Raw genomic sequence first — 16,883 nt, forward strand, 5'->3', positions numbered from 1 at the left:
ATCCGATCACAGCTCCCTGATAAACAGATTAACGACCTCTTGCGTAACCTTCCATTCCTCGCATTTTTCTCTGTAATAGTCCAGGCCAGCTGGCGTGATCCGGTAATACGTGCGGCGTTTGCCCAGACTTTCATCCTGATAAAAAGATTCAATATATTCGTTTTTCTCCAAGCGGGTAAAGGCCGAATAGAGTGTAGTCTCCTTCATGACATACTTTTCATCGGTTAGCTGCCGGATGTTCTTGGAAATCTCGTATCCGTACGATTCTCCTTCAAGCAACATGTAGAGGATCAGCGTATCATTATACCCCCGTATTACGTCACTGCTAATCACAAAAGGTATTCCCCCTCATTACTTCATCTGTCGTAGTAGTTTGAGTATAGCACAGTTACTACGACAGATGAAGTAGTTTAGTTAAAATAGGCAAAATAAAAATCCGCACCTGGTTAGAGGTACGGATTTAATAGATGTAACCTAGTCTACGCATATTCTGTAAACCATTTACAAACGTTTCTCCTGCTCTGCGTTTAACGATGCGGTTACTGAATGGCAGTCAGCACATCCAGCAGCATGGACTTGAACTTCGGACGATCAATTGCTTCACAGACACGTACATTTGGCGCTTTACCAAAACGTCCGTTGATATCCACCACGCTGTATCCGCGTGTCAATTCCCCTGCCGCTTCTACGTCGACGTAATAATGACCCGACTTCGTCATGAGTGACTCTTCTGCGGCAACCGCCATTAACAAAGTGTCGGGATGGGTTGTTCCGTTTAATTTATGTACCGATTTGTTGAATTGCATGACTACTTTATTGATTGCAATGAAGAAATCGGAGCCCGAGGTACGGAGTGCTGCAATCTCTGCATGATCGTTATCATCCATAACGGAATATTGAGTACACATCTCCCAGCCAACCATCGTAATAGGGATGCCTGCATGCAGTACAATTTTGGCTGCCTCAGGGTCTACGTAAAAGTTATACTCCGCCGCCGGTGTGATATTGCCCAGTGCATTGTTCGTTCCACCCATGATATATAGATGAGCAATCTCAGGGATAATCGTTGGGTCCTTCTGAATCGCCATCGCGATGTTCGTTAGCGGCGCAATCGCCAGCAGTTCAATCTCCCCAGGATGTGCGTGAACCTTCTCGATAATAAAATCAACCGCATGCCCGCTCTCGGGACGTTGATCCGCCTTGGGGAAATGCGCGCCGCCCATACCGTCATCGCCATGCACATCTTCTACCGTACGATGCTGAGCCTGACCATAGGCCATGAGTGGACGCTCGCAGCCTTTATATACCGGAACCTTGCCGCCGTGTCCGGCAACCTGCACGGTGTACAGTGCATTTTCAACCTCTTGGTCAAACTGCACGTTCCCTCCGGTTATCGTAATGCCTTCCACCTGAAAATGATGCAATGCCGTCAGGATCGCAATCGTATCGTCTCCTGCTGTATCGGTATCAATGATGACTCTTCTCATGTTGCCGCGCTCCTTTTTCTGTATAGTATTCGTTTTATATCCGCCAAACGACCTTCGTTTATATCACTATACTTATTCAACGGACATATCTACGCGAAACGTCAGGGTTTATTTTACATCAAAAACGTACCAATGACGATGGAAACGCCGATGATCACGGAGCGTAACAACTGTGCTACCGCCATATTACCTCGTGCAATCTCGTCACACACTCGCATTTTCGGGATCAGGAAATCAAATATAATATAGACCAGACACAGAATAAGGATACCCAGTCCCGACCACAGAAGCATATCCAGCCATGCATGCGTTGAGAACGACACCATACCCACAATAATACACAGACCCAGCAGCTTGCTGCCCATGTACATACCTGCCGCCTCGTTGCCTTTGGCGATCTCCTCACTGTCGTTATACCGGGTCAATTTGCTAAATGCAAAATACCCCACAATCAACACCACTAACAGAATGCCGATCCCCACTGCAACATTCACGAGGTTCAACCCTAGCTTTTCCATTCCTTCTCCTCCTCATCATTCATTGGTTTACGTACAGCGGCTGCGCAATAATACGCCATATCTCCGGTTACCTTCTCCCCGACCCTGGGCAACATTCCGGCAAAACGTCCACCGATTACAAATACTCCTGTCAGCAAATAACCACGGTATTCCCCATCCTCTGTCTGAATGACAGCCTGTTCCATTGGCACAAGTTGCTGATATATCTTAGGCTGATTTTCGTAATAGGCGGCGACCTCTTCTTCTTCGTCATCATCTTTACTAAAGAGTGTAGATCCGCGTGCCGCATTTGTGTTTTTATCCATACCCGTATCTCTATTCGTATCCACGACGTCCCCCGGATCTTGAACTTCATTATGATCCAGCAAAACTGTGCCACGACCCTCTCGCCCCCAATAGCTTTTGGCTACGTAAGGTGCATCGCTCTGCTCAAACGGCTCCGCGGTGAAGTAGGTCGGCAGCAAATACCGTGAAATCACGTCCAACTCTGCCTCGTCAAAAAGCGTAAATCCACAGTACTCTGGCGTCTGCTCATTCCGCTCGTACAGCGACCAGATGGCAGCCATAAAACCTTTGCTTTGCATCAGCACATGCTGGACAGGATTCATCAGGCCAAGCTGTCCTTCTCGTACCAGTTCAATCAGAGCAACACCAATGTCTACACCGGTCGTTTCGTCCCGATCCCCGATCAGGTATTCCAGCGGATACAACCGATATAACAATTGAATCTCGCGGCCCTGATGATACAGCGCTTCTCCCGGCACAATCTCAAGCTCCTCCAGCGGAGCATATAACACCTCATATCCAGCCTCACGGCAGCGTTCCATCAGGTAGGTGGTATTCGTACGATCCTCGACATGCTCACCGTAAGAGGTGAATGTGACTGGCCCCTGCAACCCTTGCTCAGCATAAAAGGATAACCACGATCGGAAGCAATCTCGGATACGTGCATCCATATGCACAGAGGGTGCAGTCCATGCCTGGTCTTCTGTCCGTCCGATCAAAATGTGTTCAAGTGCCGCCGATTCAGGAATACCTGTGGGCGTGTCGGTGTTATTTTCAATACATTTCAAACCAGCTTCGCCAATAATCCAGTCTTGACGAGTGATTCCGCCTGTAACAGCCTCCATACGCGCTGCCGGAATCAGCCCCGGATGTATGCCAAGTGCATGCTCCAGAAACGAATCTGGCATATATCGCTGAATAAAACGCATCACTTTTCCGTAAATCGCGTCCACCGCCTCCGCCGCAGTGTGTAGCTCTTTCAGTTCTTCCGGTGTATAAACCGTCAATGCGGGCACACAGTACTGTTTGCCGTACATACGATGATATGGAATTTGCTCACCAGCTTCGCTCGCGAAAATATCCTCATGACTGAACGGCAATGAGTACATTTCCCTCATCCCACCGACCTCCCCCGGATGATGCGGAGAATATTTGCCTGCTTCATGATGTCATTAACCTCCCGAACTTCGGAAAAAGCTGCCAAAGCCGCTCGATTTGGATTTGGTTGAGCTTTTATAAGAGCTACTGCCGTCTTTGCTTCCGCGATAAGAAGATCCGCCGTAATAATAATGACCGCTGCTGGAGTCGTACTCACAGCCTGTATCATATTCGGGATCACATTCGTCATTGCTACTACCACATCCCGCAAGCACTGCAGGCACAGCCAGCATCAGCGAGAATGCAACCAGTTTCGCTTTGGAGCCTGGTTTGGCGCTTGGAGTAGAGTGTGGTTTAAAGCCTATTTCAGAGCCTAAGATAGATGATGATTCTGATTCTAATGCGTTGCTAGATGCTACTACAGTCTCAGAACCAGGCTCTAACGTGAACGCAATTTCATCCCCGATGACATTTCTGGACACTTGCCCGGATACAGGTTTTTGCACCTCTGCTTCCTTCATTACAGATCCACCTCTTTCATGAAAAACAGTACTTTCTTCCGATCCGCATCGAGCACGGAGTACAAAAACTCGTACGTCTCGCCTTCGCGTACCATGTAGTGATCCAGCAGCTGTTCGGCCAGTTCCATGGTGTAACCCGAGGATTCCGCAAGCTCCAGTTCCTCAAAGGAACGTCCATTCCACAGCATATATTCCGGGCTGTACATGGGAGACATTTTACACCTGCCCAGCGCTGCTTCCGCTATAGCAGCACCGTGCCCTTCCGGCATCTGCTGGTCATACGCAGTCACATAAATGGCGTGATCCCGCCGATCCTGACACTCATTGGACAGATGGGCCCATAGTTTGTTTTTCATCAGGGTAGCATCCACCAGCTTACGCATAAACAGTTCATCCCGCGTCACTGAAGCCTGCTCAAGCACGCCCGTTTCTGCCTGTTTATCCTCCGACCAACTGCGATACATCAATGAATAATAGATGGTGATTCCCTCCCAATCTGCAAGCTCGTAGGTGAGCCGATTCAATATACACAAACGTATTAAACGCATGAGGAGGAAAAAAGTTACACTATTCGCCGAGACATGTAAAAAGAAGCACAGACATTTATATGATTCTCTCTATCATTGTACTCCACCCTGCGTACTTGCTAGCCTATATGCCCGGCGTAGTTACCTGTTTTCCTACCCATTTTATCCCCTGCTCATGCGCTAACGATCAGGAGAAACGTTATTTCGGAGAAAAACCAGTGAAATCGGCTAAAAGCTCCACATTTTTAGTAAATAACGTTCCTGGTGATCGTTAGAATTTTAAAATCACTAAAAAACAGCCAAATAGCCTCTCCTCAGATCGTTAGAATATTCTGATTCACAACCACACAGAAAAGGACTCCTCATGTCAGTCAATGCACACCAAATGCATCAACCGTGAGACAGTCCTTTACGTCCTTTGTACTCTAGTCAGTTTCTTTGTGCTCTATTCAGTTTCCTTGCACTCTAGTAGTTCCATACACTTGTAGCTATTACCTCAACAATCAGCCTAGTATTTACCCCATGGTACGAGTCTTAGATGTATTACTTGCATCATATCCGGTCCACTATCCCATCTCAGCCCATTGAGCCAATAACTCATCATATGCTGCCGATAACTGCTCCCGCTCGTTCCAGGCTTGCTCCAGAGCAACCGAATCATTGGCTAATGCTTCAAGTCGCTGATCAAGTTCCCGGATTTGAACCTCCATACGAGCCATCGCCTGCTCCAGTTGCTGAGCAGACCCGTGGTTACCACGATTGCTACCACTTCGGCTTTGACTGCTACTGCGGTCACCGTTCACACTTCCAACATTCTTGTTCACCCGTCCAGCATCGAGTTCAGTATGAGCTTGCTCTAACATGATCTCTCCGCTTGCAGATGCAACATCAGGTGCGTCTCCGCCTACTTTCAGTCGGGTGCTTTTGTTCGCTCCCGTCACCGCTGACTTCCCGTCGATTCCCGTATTCATTCCTGCTGCTTTTCTACTTTTTCCCGATCCGTTTCCAGCAAGACCTGCTCCTAGTTCTTGTGAAACTTCTTTCGCTGCATGTGCCTGTAGATCAAGCTTTTTCTCTCGGTACGCTTCATAATCCCCGAGATATGCCGTCAGTTGTCCATCCTCCAGTTCCCAGACACCAGAAGCCAGACGATTCACGAAGTATCGATCATGTGAGATAGCCAGCACGGTTCCTTCAAAATCAGCAAGTGAATCTTCCAGCGCCTCTCTTGAGGCAATATCCAGATGGTTGGTGGGCTCATCCAGCAGTAATACATTGGGTTTGCGATGGACCAGCAACGCAAGCCTCAGGCGAGTCCATTCCCCGCCGGACAGTTGCCCTACCGAACGGAAAACATCTGCACCATAGAATAGATATCTCGCCAGAATGCCACGAGCCTCCCCTTCCTCTACGCCTGCTTCCAGACGGAAGTGCTCCAGCACGCTCAGCTTTGGATTCTCAGGCTCCTGCTGCTGGGCCAAATATCCCACATCAACGCGCGCGCCCCATTCCAGCTTGCCTGCATCCGGCTGTTCTTCACCCAGCAACAGCTTGAACAGCGTGGTTTTACCGGAACCGTTACGGCCAATCAAGGCCGTTTTGTCCCCGTATTCCAGTAACGCCGAGACGCCTTGTAAAATATCTCGATCGCCGTATCGTTTCTCCACGTCTTCCAGCACAGCTACACGTTTACCTGTCCGATCCGTCGGACGCACATCAAAATCTGCATGACGACGTTCCAGCACAGGACGTTTTATTTGCTCCATCCGCTCCAGTGCTTTGCGCATGGAGGCTGCACGGCGGAAGAACTTTTCGTTACCGCCAACACGGCCCCATTCCTCCAGTTGGCGAATGGTTTCCTTCATTTTTTTCATGACCTTCTGCTGCTCTTTGAACTCCTCAAATTGCTTTAGTAGCCGCTGTTCCTTCACCCTCATATATTCGGTGTATCCGCCCGTAGCGATTTCGGCCTCTCCGTCCTCCAGCTCCAGCGTACGTGTCACGACCCGATCCAGAAAATAGCGGTCATGTGAGATCAGAATGACGGTACCCGAATAATCTCGTAAAAATCCTTCCAGCCACTCCACCCGCTCCAGATCCAAATGGTTCGTCGGCTCATCCAGCAATAACAGATCCGGACTGACGATCAGCTGTGAAGCCAGCACAACACGTGTCTGTTCGCCGCCTGAAAGCGAACCGAAACGCCAGCTGTAATGCGCCTTGGCAATATCCAGGCCATCCGCGACCTGATCAATCCGTGCATCCATCTCGTATCCGCCTTCGCGTTCAAACCGTTCCTGGAGCGCCGCATACCGTTTCAGCAACCTCTCCAGTTGCTCCGGATCTGCTGCGCAGGCCGGATCAGACATCTGCTGCTCCATCTCCTTCATCTGGTTACGACAAGCGATCAACTCTTGAAACCCAAGACCCAGTACATCCAGTACAGAATAGTCATCCAATCCTTCCGGTACTTGGGCAACGTAACCGACACGTGTATCTTTTTTCAGCATTAACTGGCCTTCGTCCGGCTGGCATAACCGAGCCATCAGACGCATCAAGGTGGTTTTGCCGCTTCCGTTGCGGCCGATCAGGGCCACCTTGTCGCCTTCCATAATTTCAAATGTAATGCCGTCCAGCACCAGATGTGCTCCGTGATATTGTTTCAACTGTTGCGCGCTAATAATCATCATAATAAGGTTCCTCCTATGGTGTGGAAGAGCCCGACCGCAACACAAAAAGAGCCGCAGGAGGTTAGCTCCGCGGCCCTTCAGAATTCAAGCAAATATGCTTATCGTCCGAATGAGGTCAAGGCAGGCATCTTCTCGTACATGTTAACTTCCGTATATTCAAAATTGGACAGACTTCTCCCGTTGTTCGAAAAAGTGTGAACAATGCCAGCCATAGCAATCGGCAGCTGGCTAATACGGTTGTTAAGCATCTCGTGATTCACCTGTCTTCACCTCCCTTGTCATAAGTAATGTCAATATATCACAGACGGTTGCACCTCTGCAACCACCTCATGCGCCTAGCATCCCTGTCATATGCTGTGCTCACGGTTTTCATTCGCCATTCTCCATCAGCCGTTTTCATTCCCTGAGTACTCTTGCTAAATTCCTACAATCTTCCACGGCTCTTCTTCCGATTTTCTACCACTCTTCTACCCGGAAGGTAAATTACTCTATATAAGTCATTCGAATATCCACTACATTGTGCAAATTTATCTCCACGCGCAGTTCCTCATGCTCATTGATCGCAATTAACGAGTTACCGCTAACACTTAATTTTTTGATGGGATTGGTGTCCTCCAAAAAAATCCCCCACACCAAACGACCTTCTGCATCGGTACAAGCAATGAAGCCTTCATTCCCCATTTGCCCGTCTCCACCAATGATTTTCCCACCTTGATAATCCACACTTGTCCATGCATCTACCATCGTCCAGCAATCCGGATTGTATTTCACAATACTGTCTATCGTCGTATCACAAACGGGAGAACAATACATGGTTCGCTCGTTGCTGTTAGGGTCAAAATATGTGCGGATATCTAAAATAATGACCGTTCCTTCTGGAAAAGCGATGCAATTTATACCTGGCATCTCTCGCTGTTCAGCGGACCAATATTCCATGATTAAGCTATTCATCATATGTCCTTTCCACGACGCCGAAGCACCAGAGCCGTAATCGCAACCGTAATCAGCGTTAACAACCCTGATGTACCTATAGCCACACCAAGCAGCGCATAACCAATGGCGTTCCAGTTTTCCATATTGATACTCATCACGATCACACCCGCCCCGCCAAGCAATGTCAGACACGGCAAAATGGACTGAATCCACGTCATCTGACGCCCCTGCGCCCGATACACGATCCATTCGATCAGCAATTGCACCACCCACATCCCAATCGTCCACAAAATAACGATATCCATAGAATTCTCTCCTTATAATTGGATATTCATATCGACCGCTACGGAGCAGTATTACGGTATAACCTCTCCATAGGGCATGAACTAGAATGATCGCTTTTTATCTATACTTATTCATAGCTTGGCGCCTTACTTCAACCAGTCTGCAAAAAAGTTCCGATACCCTTCCTTCATTATCGTTCTTGAAAAGGCACCAAATGCATACTCGCGGTTGTCCTCTGATACACTTCGCGGCGCAGCCGCGGCCATGTTCACCAGTTCAAACCAGTTATCCTCATTGCCTGCAAAAGCATGCGTGGACCTGATGTGACCATAGCAGGCATGCTCGGGTTTCACGACCATTTTCCCCATCGCCATCGCTTCCGTCAGTGGCATCGCAAACGTATCAAACGCTGAACAGCTCCAGTACACCTTGGCCGAGTTCATCAGCGTAAATATTTCATCCTGAGTAAGTGCAAACTTCAGCTGCACGTTATTTGGAATATCATACTTTTTCATACTTTCCTTATAACGCACACCGCCAAACACCATATACACTTCCTTGTCCGGGTTCTGCCGGGCATATTCCAGCACAAGGTCGGGACGGCGGTTCGCCTCATCCCGCCCGATCCAGAGCACGCGATTATGCACGACCTGACTCGGGTCATAATGGCGGTGCGCCAGCTCTTCGTTGAAGCCAATCGGAATGACGTTCACGTCATGCACGCCGAAATTGCGCCCCAGCTCTCTTTTCAAAAACTCGGTCTGCACAATCGCTTTATCCACCATCGTATAGAATGGCTTCATCATCTCATACCCGGTTAGTGCCGGGTCAGGGAAACTGTGCGGAAACAGAACACTTTTCGGCAAAAACATTTTCAGAAATGTAAATCCCGATACCGTATAGATCACATGCTCAATATTTTGGCTATGAATCTGATCCAGCACGATATCATAGTTCACCAGGTCACCCTTCTCATGCTCGTACCCCGGTAGCCAGTCGTATCCGCTCACATGGCGCTCCGGCGAGATGAACACAACGTCCACGCCCAGCTCCAGCCCGATCTGCTTCAGTCGATCCGCGAACACCCGCGGCCCCTGAGCCTCCGTGAATTGAATTTTACGCATAACCAGTCCGACTTTACGCAAACTTTTCACCCCTTATATCCATATTGCACTTCAACCGTCTAATCTTTTATCTTACCTCGTTCAGATGATTCATGCATTGCTCCAGCGTGGTAGCCGTCTCATGCCATTGATTGCGCAGCTGTTCCTGCGGCCACACACAGTCCGGATTCCGTAAATCGCCGTCGATCAGACGTAACATCCAGAGCGAGAATACAATCGCATAAGCATCGTACCACTTAGCAAAAGAAACCGGTTCAACCTGCACGCCAAGGCTCTTCAGCTTGTCCAGATACATCTTCATCACACGCGCCCGAAGCCCCGGCGTCATCGTACGTGGAAAGAGCGGATGCGACAAGTCCAGCAGATGATATACGTCCCACAATGGCGTATTCAGGTGAGCATGCTCCCAGTCGAGAATGACCAATCTACCCTCCACCTCGGCTACGTTGCCGGGGTGCAGATCACCATGGCACAGCACCAGCGGTAGCTCGTCCTCTGCCGTGAGGATCAACATGGTGAGTCTGTCCCAGTCCGCTGCAGACAACGTCAGATGCAGTTCGCGTAGCAGTTTATCCGTTGCTGACGGGTACTGCAGCAGTTCATGCAGCATATCCCAAATGGGCGGCTTATGCCCGACTCGCGGCAGGTCTTGCCACGTTGCAACGGGAAGTGCATGCCAAGCCGCCATATGTGCGGCAGCATTCAATATCGTCGATTCGCACAAGTGATGCTCCAGCTGTCCCATGTCCTCGTAGATCATCCAGCTCTGCTCCGGAGCCGCCGCCTGGTCCGAAGCCGCAATGAGCTGCGGATATACGGGTGGCAATTGTGCCATCACATGCTCGTACATCCAGCGTTCCCGTCCATGCTGTGCAGGATTCGTCAGCGGTTTGAAAATATAAGTCTGGCCAGATTGAACAGTAAATCGTTCCACACACCTGCCGTTCATCCCCTTATAGAGAATCTGCCGTGCTTTAACCTGCTTTTCATCCACTGTTCCTTCGGATGTCACCCAGCGCTCTGGAAACATGTCATTCGCTAAATTCTCCATATGATTCATCTTCCGCATGTCCCGAGTGCTCTCCAGCCTCCTCATGTCCTGGAAGTTCTCTGCGTCCTCTGTTTTTTCCATGCTCTTCATAAACTCACCCTCCCTTCTGTCTGGCCGTTCCGTACAGGATTTCTATTCATCATACGTTGCAGATGAACGGCCTGCAAGGGGGGGCTTACTGAGGCAGAGACGTATCACAAGTGCATTCATCCCACGGTTGCAATATGACTGCGATTCCCCCCGTACCATTCGTTCCTTTCCGATCCCTCTGTAGACAATGATATAATGGAACGACAGATTGTGAGGGTACTTGAACATTTACATAGGAGGAACGACCATGAGCATTGTACTGATACCTGAAAAAGTAGATTTTCGCATCTCCACAACCGATCTGAAGGCCATCTATACCGAATCCGGAGGTGTCACTTTACGTGTAGATGTGCAAACGCGTGGGGATGTGCCTCTAGATCATTATCGAGAAATCGAACTCACTTTCGACACCGTTGCTGAACTGCGCTGCATCACGGTTAATTTCTTCGAGCTACATGCAGGTCAGGTTGAAGGGATTAGCCAGCAAGACGATGTGCTCGCCTTCTGGGAGACGAGCAGGTATCATCCCGATCCCGGCTTTTATCAGGTCGTAGATTCACCCATTCTAGAGGAGAAAAGAACACTATTTGATCCCCGAAACCGGCTTGATCTGAAGCATTATCTTGTCGCCGGATATGACAGTTATGTTGAGGTTATTGCCTCATCTTATCAGTTTGCGGTGAAGGGTTAGAACGGTTTCCAGAGAATAAAATACTGAGCGCCAGCCGAATCCAATGCATACAAAAAAGAACCAGGCCGATCATTCGACTTGGTTCTTTTGGTAACTCAAATTGGTTTTGGTTTCTCACACCTATTCAAACACAATTCTCCCTGACGGATGCTCAGGCAAAATCGACGACACCAACTGCCGGACAGCAGGCTGATCCGACTCCAAGATGGAATCCGTGGCATCCCCGGTATAGACCAGCCTTCCCTGATCCATCACGGCGATGCTGTCGCAGATCGTCAATGCGGCGCGAATGTCATGCGTGATAAACAGATAGGACAGCCCATACGTTGCTCGCAGATCTGCCAGTAAAGACAGAATTTGTGTCTGATGCACCATATCCAGACTGCTGATCGATTCATCCAGCACGATTAACTTCGGCTTAAGGGCAATGGCTCTGGCGATATTGACCCGTTGCAATTGCCCTCCGCTGAACTGATGCGGAAGCTTGCCCGCATCCTGCGGTGTAAGTCCGACCTGCACGAGCAGCTGTTCAATCGTGCGCTGTTGTTCCTTGGCAGACAGGCGCTCGTAATTGTCCAGCGGCTCTCCAATAATCTGCGCGGCCGTCATCATCGGATTCACGGCGGAGTAACAGTCTTGGAAAACGACTTGCAAGTCACGACGTAGCCCTTTGAGCACCGTTTTATCCGCTCGATAGATATCCTGGCCTTGAAATAACACCTGACCTTGGCTGGGTCTCTCCAGCCCAAGAATAACTTTGCCCAAGGTGCTTTTACCTGCACCACTCGTTCCGAGCAATCCAAGGCAAACCCCTTCTTCAATCGTGAGTGAAACATCTTCTAGAACAGAAGGGCGTGATTCCGAACGATCCAGCCAGCTCCGTTTGCCATAGCGATGACTTACTTCATGTACTTGTAACATCCGGTTCTCCGCCCCCCTTCCTTCGTTTCAATAGTACGTATCCAGACAGTTCCGCACTACTCCACATCTTCTCACCTTTAGCGACCGATGGACAGTTTCGGCCGAGCACTCAATAACATCCGCGTATACTCATGCTGTGGATGATCGAACAATTGGTATACATCTGCCTGTTCGATAATCCGCCCCTTCTGCATGACTGCTACTTCGTCTGCCATCTGTGAGATGACACCCAGATCATGTGAGATGAGCAAAATGGATGTACCGTGCTCCTTGCGAAGCCGATCCAATTCACGTAGCACATTCAACTGATTCACGACATCCAGCGCAGTTGTAGGCTCATCGGCAATCACCAGAGCTGGCCGCAGACACATGGAAACGGCAATCATCACTCGCTGCAACATACCTCCGCTGAGTTGGAACGGATATCGTTTCATCAACTTTGCCGGGTCTGGAAGTTTCATATCAGCCAGCGCGGCAATGGCCTGTTCCCGCGCCTCTGCTTTGGACATCTTCGTATGGGTTCGTAATGTTTCAATGAATTGAGAGCCGATCGTATATACGGGGGTAAAAGCATTCATCGGATTCTGCATAATAAATCCGATATCCCTCCCTCGTATGCGCCGCATCTCTTCTTCAGATAAGTTGCTAAGCTCCCGTCCGTTCAGACGAACACTGCCTGACGATTCCATTCTGCGGGGATGAAGCAAGCGCAGTAGCGCATTACAAGTCACCGTTTTGCCGCAACCACTCTCACCGACAAGGCCGAAGACCTGACCCTTTTTCAAATTCAACTGAACAGGTTCCAGTAACGGGACGGCTCCCTTCGCTGTCTTGAGCTTAACCTCTAGATCACGCACTTCAAGTACATTCTCTGCCTTGTCCATCGTCACATTCCCCCCTTGTTCAGTTTATTTTCACCATTACTTTTTGGAAATGCCGTAACGATCAGATAAGGCTTCTCCCAAAATATTAAACGTCATTACCACTAGCAGAATAGCCACACCCGGATAGATCATCAGCTCCGGATGACTGCGAATATACCCTGTGCCTTCATGAATCATGGCTCCCCACTCCGCATTAGGCGGCTGAATGCCAAGTCCGAGGAAGGACAGTGCCGAGATATCCATAATCGCCCAGCCCATCTCCAGTGTGCCCATGACCACGATGGGACGTTGCACATTCGGAATGATATGTTTACGGATGATCGTCCAGGTAGAGGAACCACTAATTCGAGCGGCTGCGATAAAGTTCCGTTCCTTCAAGCTAACCACCATGTTTCGGCATATCCGCGCATAATGCACCCACTGTACCATCATGAGCGCCAGCAGAATCTGCATCAGACCTGGACCGAAGATCCCGACGATGCCCAGCACCAGTACCAGCTGTGGAAATGCCAATATGCCTTCACATAAACGCATCAGCACATTGTCAACCCAGCCACCGAGATAACCGGAGATCGATCCAACAATAAGCCCGATAATCAAAGACGACAGGAAGATCATCGTTGCAAATCCAATCGAAACCCGCGCTCCATAGAGAAGTCTGGAGAGATTGTCCCTTCCCAGATGATCTGTGCCGAGCCAGTGTTCGGCAGAAGGGTCCTTTAACTTCTGTAACAGATTCACTTTGACCGGATCATGCGGTGCGATCCATGGAGCCAATAATGCCAGGATGAAGAAAAGCAGCATGATCGTAGCGCAAATCCAAATTATTTTTTTTCCTCGAAATATCGTTCGCCATCGGTTCATCAATGCTCTGCCCGTCCTTTCGCCGAAATCCGCGGGTCCATATACAGCTGCACCAGATCAACGATTAGATTACACACGATGAACAGACACGCCGAAATAAAGACATAACATTGGATCACGGGAATATCTCGGTTGAAGATGGCTTCGACAAAGTAACGCCCGAAACCCGGCCATGAGAAGACCTGCTCTACAATAATTGTTCCTGTTAACAGCCTGCCCATGGTCATGCCCATTCCTGTAATAAACGGGGTAATGGCAATTTTGAGCACATGTTTCAGCATGATAACACGTTCACGTATGCCGCGGGTTCTGGCGTATTGCACATATGCTTCCTGTAATTGTTCGAGTACACTGGTACGCAACATACGGGTGTATAACGCAATCATCACCATAGAGAGCGTAAGCGTAGGCAGCACCAGGTTCTCCCAAGAGCCGCGCCCTTCAACCGGAAGCCAGTCTAGTTTCACGGCAAAAAAGAAAATAAGCAAGTAACCAAGCCAGAACTGCGGAATGGAAGCACCAAAATAAGAGATCGCCCGGCTCACCATATCAATCCAGCTATTTTTGTATACCGCCGCCAAAATTCCGAGAGGTATACTCACCAGTGCAGAGAATAGAATGCTCCACAAGGCCAGTTCTGCTGTAGCTGGGAACTTGTCCTTGACCTCATCGATCACCGGTTTGTTCGTGAGATACGAGGTACCAAAATCCAGCTGGGCCATCCTCTTCAACGTATCCACATACTGAGTGAGCAAAGGCCGATCCAGACCGAATTCATGTCGCTTCTCCGCCAACAGTTCTGGTGTTGGATAAATATGTGCTGCTGTCAGATACGCTTCGGCTGGATCGACCGGTGAAATATGGATTAGCCCAAAAGTGACAAGTGTAGCGATAAAAACGATAGGAATGATCGCGATCATTCGTTTACCTATATAGCCGATCACCAAACTTTCCTCCCCTTTTACCATGCCACACATGCTCTTGTTGCCTGATGTGTTACGTGTTCATTGCTACGTTTTTGACGTTCATCAACTATGATTATGGATTGCTTAACTGCATCCCCACAAACGGACTTTCATCCCGATTGGCCGGGAAGACAAATTTAGCAATTTTCTTCTGATATACGGCTGTTTTCTTCACATAAGAGATCGGCACAATCGCCGATTGGTCCTGTAAAGTCGTCAGGATGGATGTATACAGTTCCTGACGTTTCTTCTCATCTGTAGAAGACAGTGCTGCATGCACCTGCTCGTCCAGTTCCTTTTTCATCGGCAAAGCAGTAAGTGTCTCGGAGATTCCGAATCCCGGGCTTGCTACGACGTTAATGAAGGAATGCGGATCGTATGGTGCCCCGTAATTGTACCAGAAGTATAGATCGAAATCATTGGCTTTCAGACGTTTAATCTGTACCGTCAGTTCAAGTCCGGTAAGGTTTACTTTAACCCCCAGCTCGCTCCATTCGGCCTGAATGGTTTCACCCATCGCTTTCTGAATCGGATCGGTTTTATCAAAAATCAATTCGAATTCCAGCTTCTGTCCATCCTTCTCACGCACGGTTCCGCCTGCCGGCAACTTCCAGCCTGCTTCATCCAGCAATGCTTTGGATTGCTCTACGTTATATTCAATCGGTTTCAGATCCACATTGGTATATGGATAGTTTTTGGACAATGCGGTATCAGCCGGTTCTTCCAGACCCGATGTGACACCTTCCACCATCGCTTTTTTGTTAAAGCCCTGTTGAAGTGCCTTCCGCACTCTCACATCAGACAACTTCGGATTCGAAGAGTTAAGCAACAGGTCACGAGTACCTACAGGGTCAGACAGTTCGCTTACATACTTATCGTTCTCACGCAGCTGCTGGAATGCATCCAGACTAATCACGCCTTCACCGTAAATCAGATCCAGATCGCCCTTTTCAAAAGCAAGCACACGGGTCTCTGCATCAGGAATGATTTTGACCGTAATCTGATCGAACGCCGGTGCAGTACCCCAGTAATTCGGGTTACGTTTGAAGACCGCATACTCATCCTGCTTATATTCAGCCAGCATCCATGGGCCTGTACCTACCGGCTCTTTGATGCCTTTGGATGTATCCCCATCATCCGGGAATCCAGCCGCACCCAGGAAGCGGAACGGACGAACAACGGACAGATCCTGAAGTACAGGATAATACGGCTCGGTCAGAGTCATACGGAACGTATGGTCATCCACGACCTCTGTCTTGTCCAGCACACTGACGATGCCAAGCCAGCTATGTGTTTTTTTATTTTTCATGATGGAGTCAAAATTCTTCTTCACAATTTCAGCATTAAAAGGCGTGCCATCGGAGAAATTCACCCCTTGGCGCAACTTGAAAGTATATACTTTGCCATCATCAGAGATGGTCCATGACTCAGCAAGTGCCGGTTCCAGTTTACCATCCTTCTGGTAACTCACCAGTGATTCATAGATCATGGATTGGGCAAACAATTGGGACGGATTGTACGTATGTGGATTCATTGTACCGATATCCCGTGGCCAAGACATCGTAATCGACTTCGCCGAAGACGCCTGATCTCCCGAAGCAGAAGAAGACGCCGAACTGCTCTCTTTATTACTGCAACCCACGATAAATAACAGCAACAACAGTGTTGTCACCATCATAAGGGTAGTAGAACGTTTGTGTTGTTGTCCTAACATAGATACAAACCCCTTTTCTCTCTTCTCTCATTCTTCACCTGATCATTATCGTGATAATGATTCTCATATTCATTAAGAATATGAAGTAGCCTCCCTTTTGTCAACAAAAATCGACATAATATGTATGCCCATTAAATAGCCAAAAAAGCCCTTCCTATAGGATGAGGGGCTTTTTTGGTGAATAGCAGCAAATTTACTGCATATTCTCTGCATATTTCCTTTTCATTTCATATCT

At 48.8% G+C, this 16,883-nt stretch carries 18 protein-coding genes; 1 reads left to right on the forward strand and 17 read right to left on the reverse strand.

All coding sequences use genetic code 11. The features are described 5' to 3' along the window. Positions 1–6: 6 nt before the first annotated feature. From MHI38_RS14675 to MHI38_RS14730, 12 genes are all read right to left on the reverse strand, one after another. Positions 7–333 (reverse strand): helix-turn-helix transcriptional regulator, encoded by a 327-nt coding sequence (locus MHI38_RS14675; RefSeq protein WP_154984372.1) that lies wholly within the window; start codon positions 331–333, stop codon positions 7–9. A 206-nt stretch (positions 334–539) separates the two neighbouring features. Next, positions 540–1,487, reverse strand: a complete 948-nt coding sequence (locus MHI38_RS14680) for a nucleoside hydrolase (RefSeq protein ID WP_154890084.1) — start codon at positions 1,485–1,487, stop codon at positions 540–542. 113 nt (positions 1,488–1,600) lie between these two features. Then, entirely contained in the window at positions 1,601–2,005 is a 405-nt protein-coding gene (locus tag MHI38_RS14685; protein ID WP_253499327.1) for a DUF350 domain-containing protein, read from the reverse strand. After that, positions 1,993–3,408 carry a glutathionylspermidine synthase family protein gene (locus tag MHI38_RS14690; RefSeq protein ID WP_341181353.1) on the reverse strand — a complete coding sequence of 472 codons (1,416 nt, stop codon included), beginning with the start codon at positions 3,406–3,408 and terminating at the stop codon, positions 1,993–1,995. The genes MHI38_RS14685 and MHI38_RS14690 overlap by 13 nt, the downstream gene beginning before the upstream one ends. 54 nt (positions 3,409–3,462) lie before the next feature. After that, positions 3,463–3,909 (reverse strand): hypothetical protein, encoded by a 447-nt coding sequence (locus MHI38_RS14695; RefSeq protein WP_318294958.1) that lies wholly within the window; start codon positions 3,907–3,909, stop codon positions 3,463–3,465. Further along, positions 3,909–4,373, reverse strand: a complete 465-nt coding sequence (locus tag MHI38_RS14700; protein WP_341181354.1) for a hypothetical protein — start codon at positions 4,371–4,373, stop codon at positions 3,909–3,911. Before MHI38_RS14700 ends, MHI38_RS14695 begins: the two co-directional genes overlap by 1 nt. 629 nt (positions 4,374–5,002) lie before the next feature. Continuing rightward, a complete protein-coding gene (abc-f, locus tag MHI38_RS14705) occupies positions 5,003–7,126 on the reverse strand; it encodes a ribosomal protection-like ABC-F family protein (protein ID WP_154890078.1) in 2,124 nt (707 codons plus the stop codon). A gap of 98 nt (positions 7,127–7,224) precedes the next feature. Beyond that, positions 7,225–7,386, reverse strand: a complete 162-nt coding sequence (locus tag MHI38_RS14710) for a hypothetical protein (RefSeq protein WP_186809699.1) — start codon at positions 7,384–7,386, stop codon at positions 7,225–7,227. A gap of 223 nt (positions 7,387–7,609) precedes the next feature. After that, a complete protein-coding gene (locus MHI38_RS14715; RefSeq protein WP_261769303.1) occupies positions 7,610–8,062 on the reverse strand; it encodes a hypothetical protein in 453 nt (150 codons plus the stop codon). 14 nt (positions 8,063–8,076) lie between these two features. Next, on the reverse strand, positions 8,077–8,364 hold the full coding sequence (locus MHI38_RS14720) for a hypothetical protein (protein ID WP_154890076.1): 288 nt from the start codon (positions 8,362–8,364) through the stop codon (positions 8,077–8,079). 126 nt (positions 8,365–8,490) lie between these two features. Beyond that, positions 8,491–9,489 carry a glycosyltransferase gene (locus MHI38_RS14725; RefSeq protein ID WP_154890074.1) on the reverse strand — a complete coding sequence of 333 codons (999 nt, stop codon included), beginning with the start codon at positions 9,487–9,489 and terminating at the stop codon, positions 8,491–8,493. A gap of 46 nt (positions 9,490–9,535) precedes the next feature. Further along, positions 9,536–10,609, reverse strand: a complete 1,074-nt coding sequence (locus MHI38_RS14730; protein WP_154890072.1) for a phosphotransferase — start codon at positions 10,607–10,609, stop codon at positions 9,536–9,538. Between the two features lie 247 nt (positions 10,610–10,856). On the opposite strand from MHI38_RS14730, the gene MHI38_RS14735 reads away from it, so the two are divergent. Beyond that, the gene (locus MHI38_RS14735; RefSeq protein ID WP_260510670.1) at positions 10,857–11,300 is read left to right on the forward strand and encodes a hypothetical protein; all 444 of its coding nucleotides are present in this window, start codon (positions 10,857–10,859) and stop codon (positions 11,298–11,300) included. A 120-nt stretch (positions 11,301–11,420) separates the two neighbouring features. On the opposite strand, the gene nikE is transcribed toward MHI38_RS14735, so the two are convergent. The 5 genes from nikE to nikA all read right to left on the reverse strand — a co-directional run bounded on the left by nikE (position 11,421) and on the right by nikA (position 16,648). Then, on the reverse strand, positions 11,421–12,221 hold the full coding sequence (nikE, locus tag MHI38_RS14740; RefSeq protein WP_221786702.1) for a nickel import ATP-binding protein NikE: 801 nt from the start codon (positions 12,219–12,221) through the stop codon (positions 11,421–11,423). A gap of 77 nt (positions 12,222–12,298) precedes the next feature. Next, complete coding sequence (nikD, locus tag MHI38_RS14745; RefSeq protein ID WP_221786704.1) at positions 12,299–13,105, reverse strand: nickel import ATP-binding protein NikD; 807 nt, start codon at positions 13,103–13,105, stop codon at positions 12,299–12,301. A gap of 36 nt (positions 13,106–13,141) precedes the next feature. After that, complete coding sequence (nikC, locus tag MHI38_RS14750) at positions 13,142–13,969, reverse strand: nickel ABC transporter permease subunit NikC (protein WP_373323237.1); 828 nt, start codon at positions 13,967–13,969, stop codon at positions 13,142–13,144. Next, positions 13,969–14,913 carry a nickel ABC transporter permease subunit NikB gene (gene nikB / locus MHI38_RS14755; protein WP_090921753.1) on the reverse strand — a complete coding sequence of 315 codons (945 nt, stop codon included), beginning with the start codon at positions 14,911–14,913 and terminating at the stop codon, positions 13,969–13,971. Before nikB ends, nikC begins: the two co-directional genes overlap by 1 nt. A 94-nt stretch (positions 14,914–15,007) precedes the next feature. Further along, positions 15,008–16,648 carry a nickel ABC transporter substrate-binding protein gene (gene nikA, locus MHI38_RS14760; RefSeq protein WP_221786707.1) on the reverse strand — a complete coding sequence of 547 codons (1,641 nt, stop codon included), beginning with the start codon at positions 16,646–16,648 and terminating at the stop codon, positions 15,008–15,010. Positions 16,649–16,883 lie beyond the last annotated feature (235 nt).

The organism is Paenibacillus sp. FSL K6-1558, assembly GCF_038002565.1.
GTDB lineage: Bacteria > Bacillota > Bacilli > Paenibacillales > Paenibacillaceae > Paenibacillus > Paenibacillus polysaccharolyticus.

Bases quoted from the DNA above. Each gene is read 5' to 3' on its own strand.
- MHI38_RS14680 (WP_154890084.1), bottom strand. From the start codon at position 1,487: ATGAGAAGAGTCATCATTGATACCGATACAGCAGGAGACGATACGATT.
- MHI38_RS14685 (WP_253499327.1), bottom strand. From the start codon at position 2,005: ATGGAAAAGCTAGGGTTGAACCTCGTGAATGTTGCAGTGGGGATCGGC.
- MHI38_RS14690 (WP_341181353.1), bottom strand. From the start codon at position 3,408: ATGAGGGAAATGTACTCATTGCCGTTCAGTCATGAGGATATTTTCGCG.
- MHI38_RS14695 (WP_318294958.1), bottom strand. From the start codon at position 3,909: ATGAAGGAAGCAGAGGTGCAAAAACCTGTATCCGGGCAAGTGTCCAGA.
- MHI38_RS14700 (WP_341181354.1), bottom strand. From the start codon at position 4,373: ATGTATCGCAGTTGGTCGGAGGATAAACAGGCAGAAACGGGCGTGCTT.
- abc-f (WP_154890078.1), bottom strand. From the start codon at position 7,126: ATGATGATTATTAGCGCGCAACAGTTGAAACAATATCACGGAGCACAT.
- MHI38_RS14715 (WP_261769303.1), bottom strand. From the start codon at position 8,062: ATGGAATATTGGTCCGCTGAACAGCGAGAGATGCCAGGTATAAATTGC.
- MHI38_RS14720 (WP_154890076.1), bottom strand. From the start codon at position 8,364: ATGGATATCGTTATTTTGTGGACGATTGGGATGTGGGTGGTGCAATTG.
- MHI38_RS14730 (WP_154890072.1), bottom strand. From the start codon at position 10,609: ATGAAGAGCATGGAAAAAACAGAGGACGCAGAGAACTTCCAGGACATG.
- MHI38_RS14735 (WP_260510670.1), top strand. From the start codon at position 10,857: ATGAGCATTGTACTGATACCTGAAAAAGTAGATTTTCGCATCTCCACA.
- nikE (WP_221786702.1), bottom strand. From the start codon at position 12,221: ATGTTACAAGTACATGAAGTAAGTCATCGCTATGGCAAACGGAGCTGG.
- nikD (WP_221786704.1), bottom strand. From the start codon at position 13,105: ATGGACAAGGCAGAGAATGTACTTGAAGTGCGTGATCTAGAGGTTAAG.
- nikC (WP_373323237.1), bottom strand. From the start codon at position 13,969: ATGAACCGATGGCGAACGATATTTCGAGGAAAAAAAATAATTTGGATT.
- nikA (WP_221786707.1), bottom strand. From the start codon at position 16,648: ATGTTAGGACAACAACACAAACGTTCTACTACCCTTATGATGGTGACA.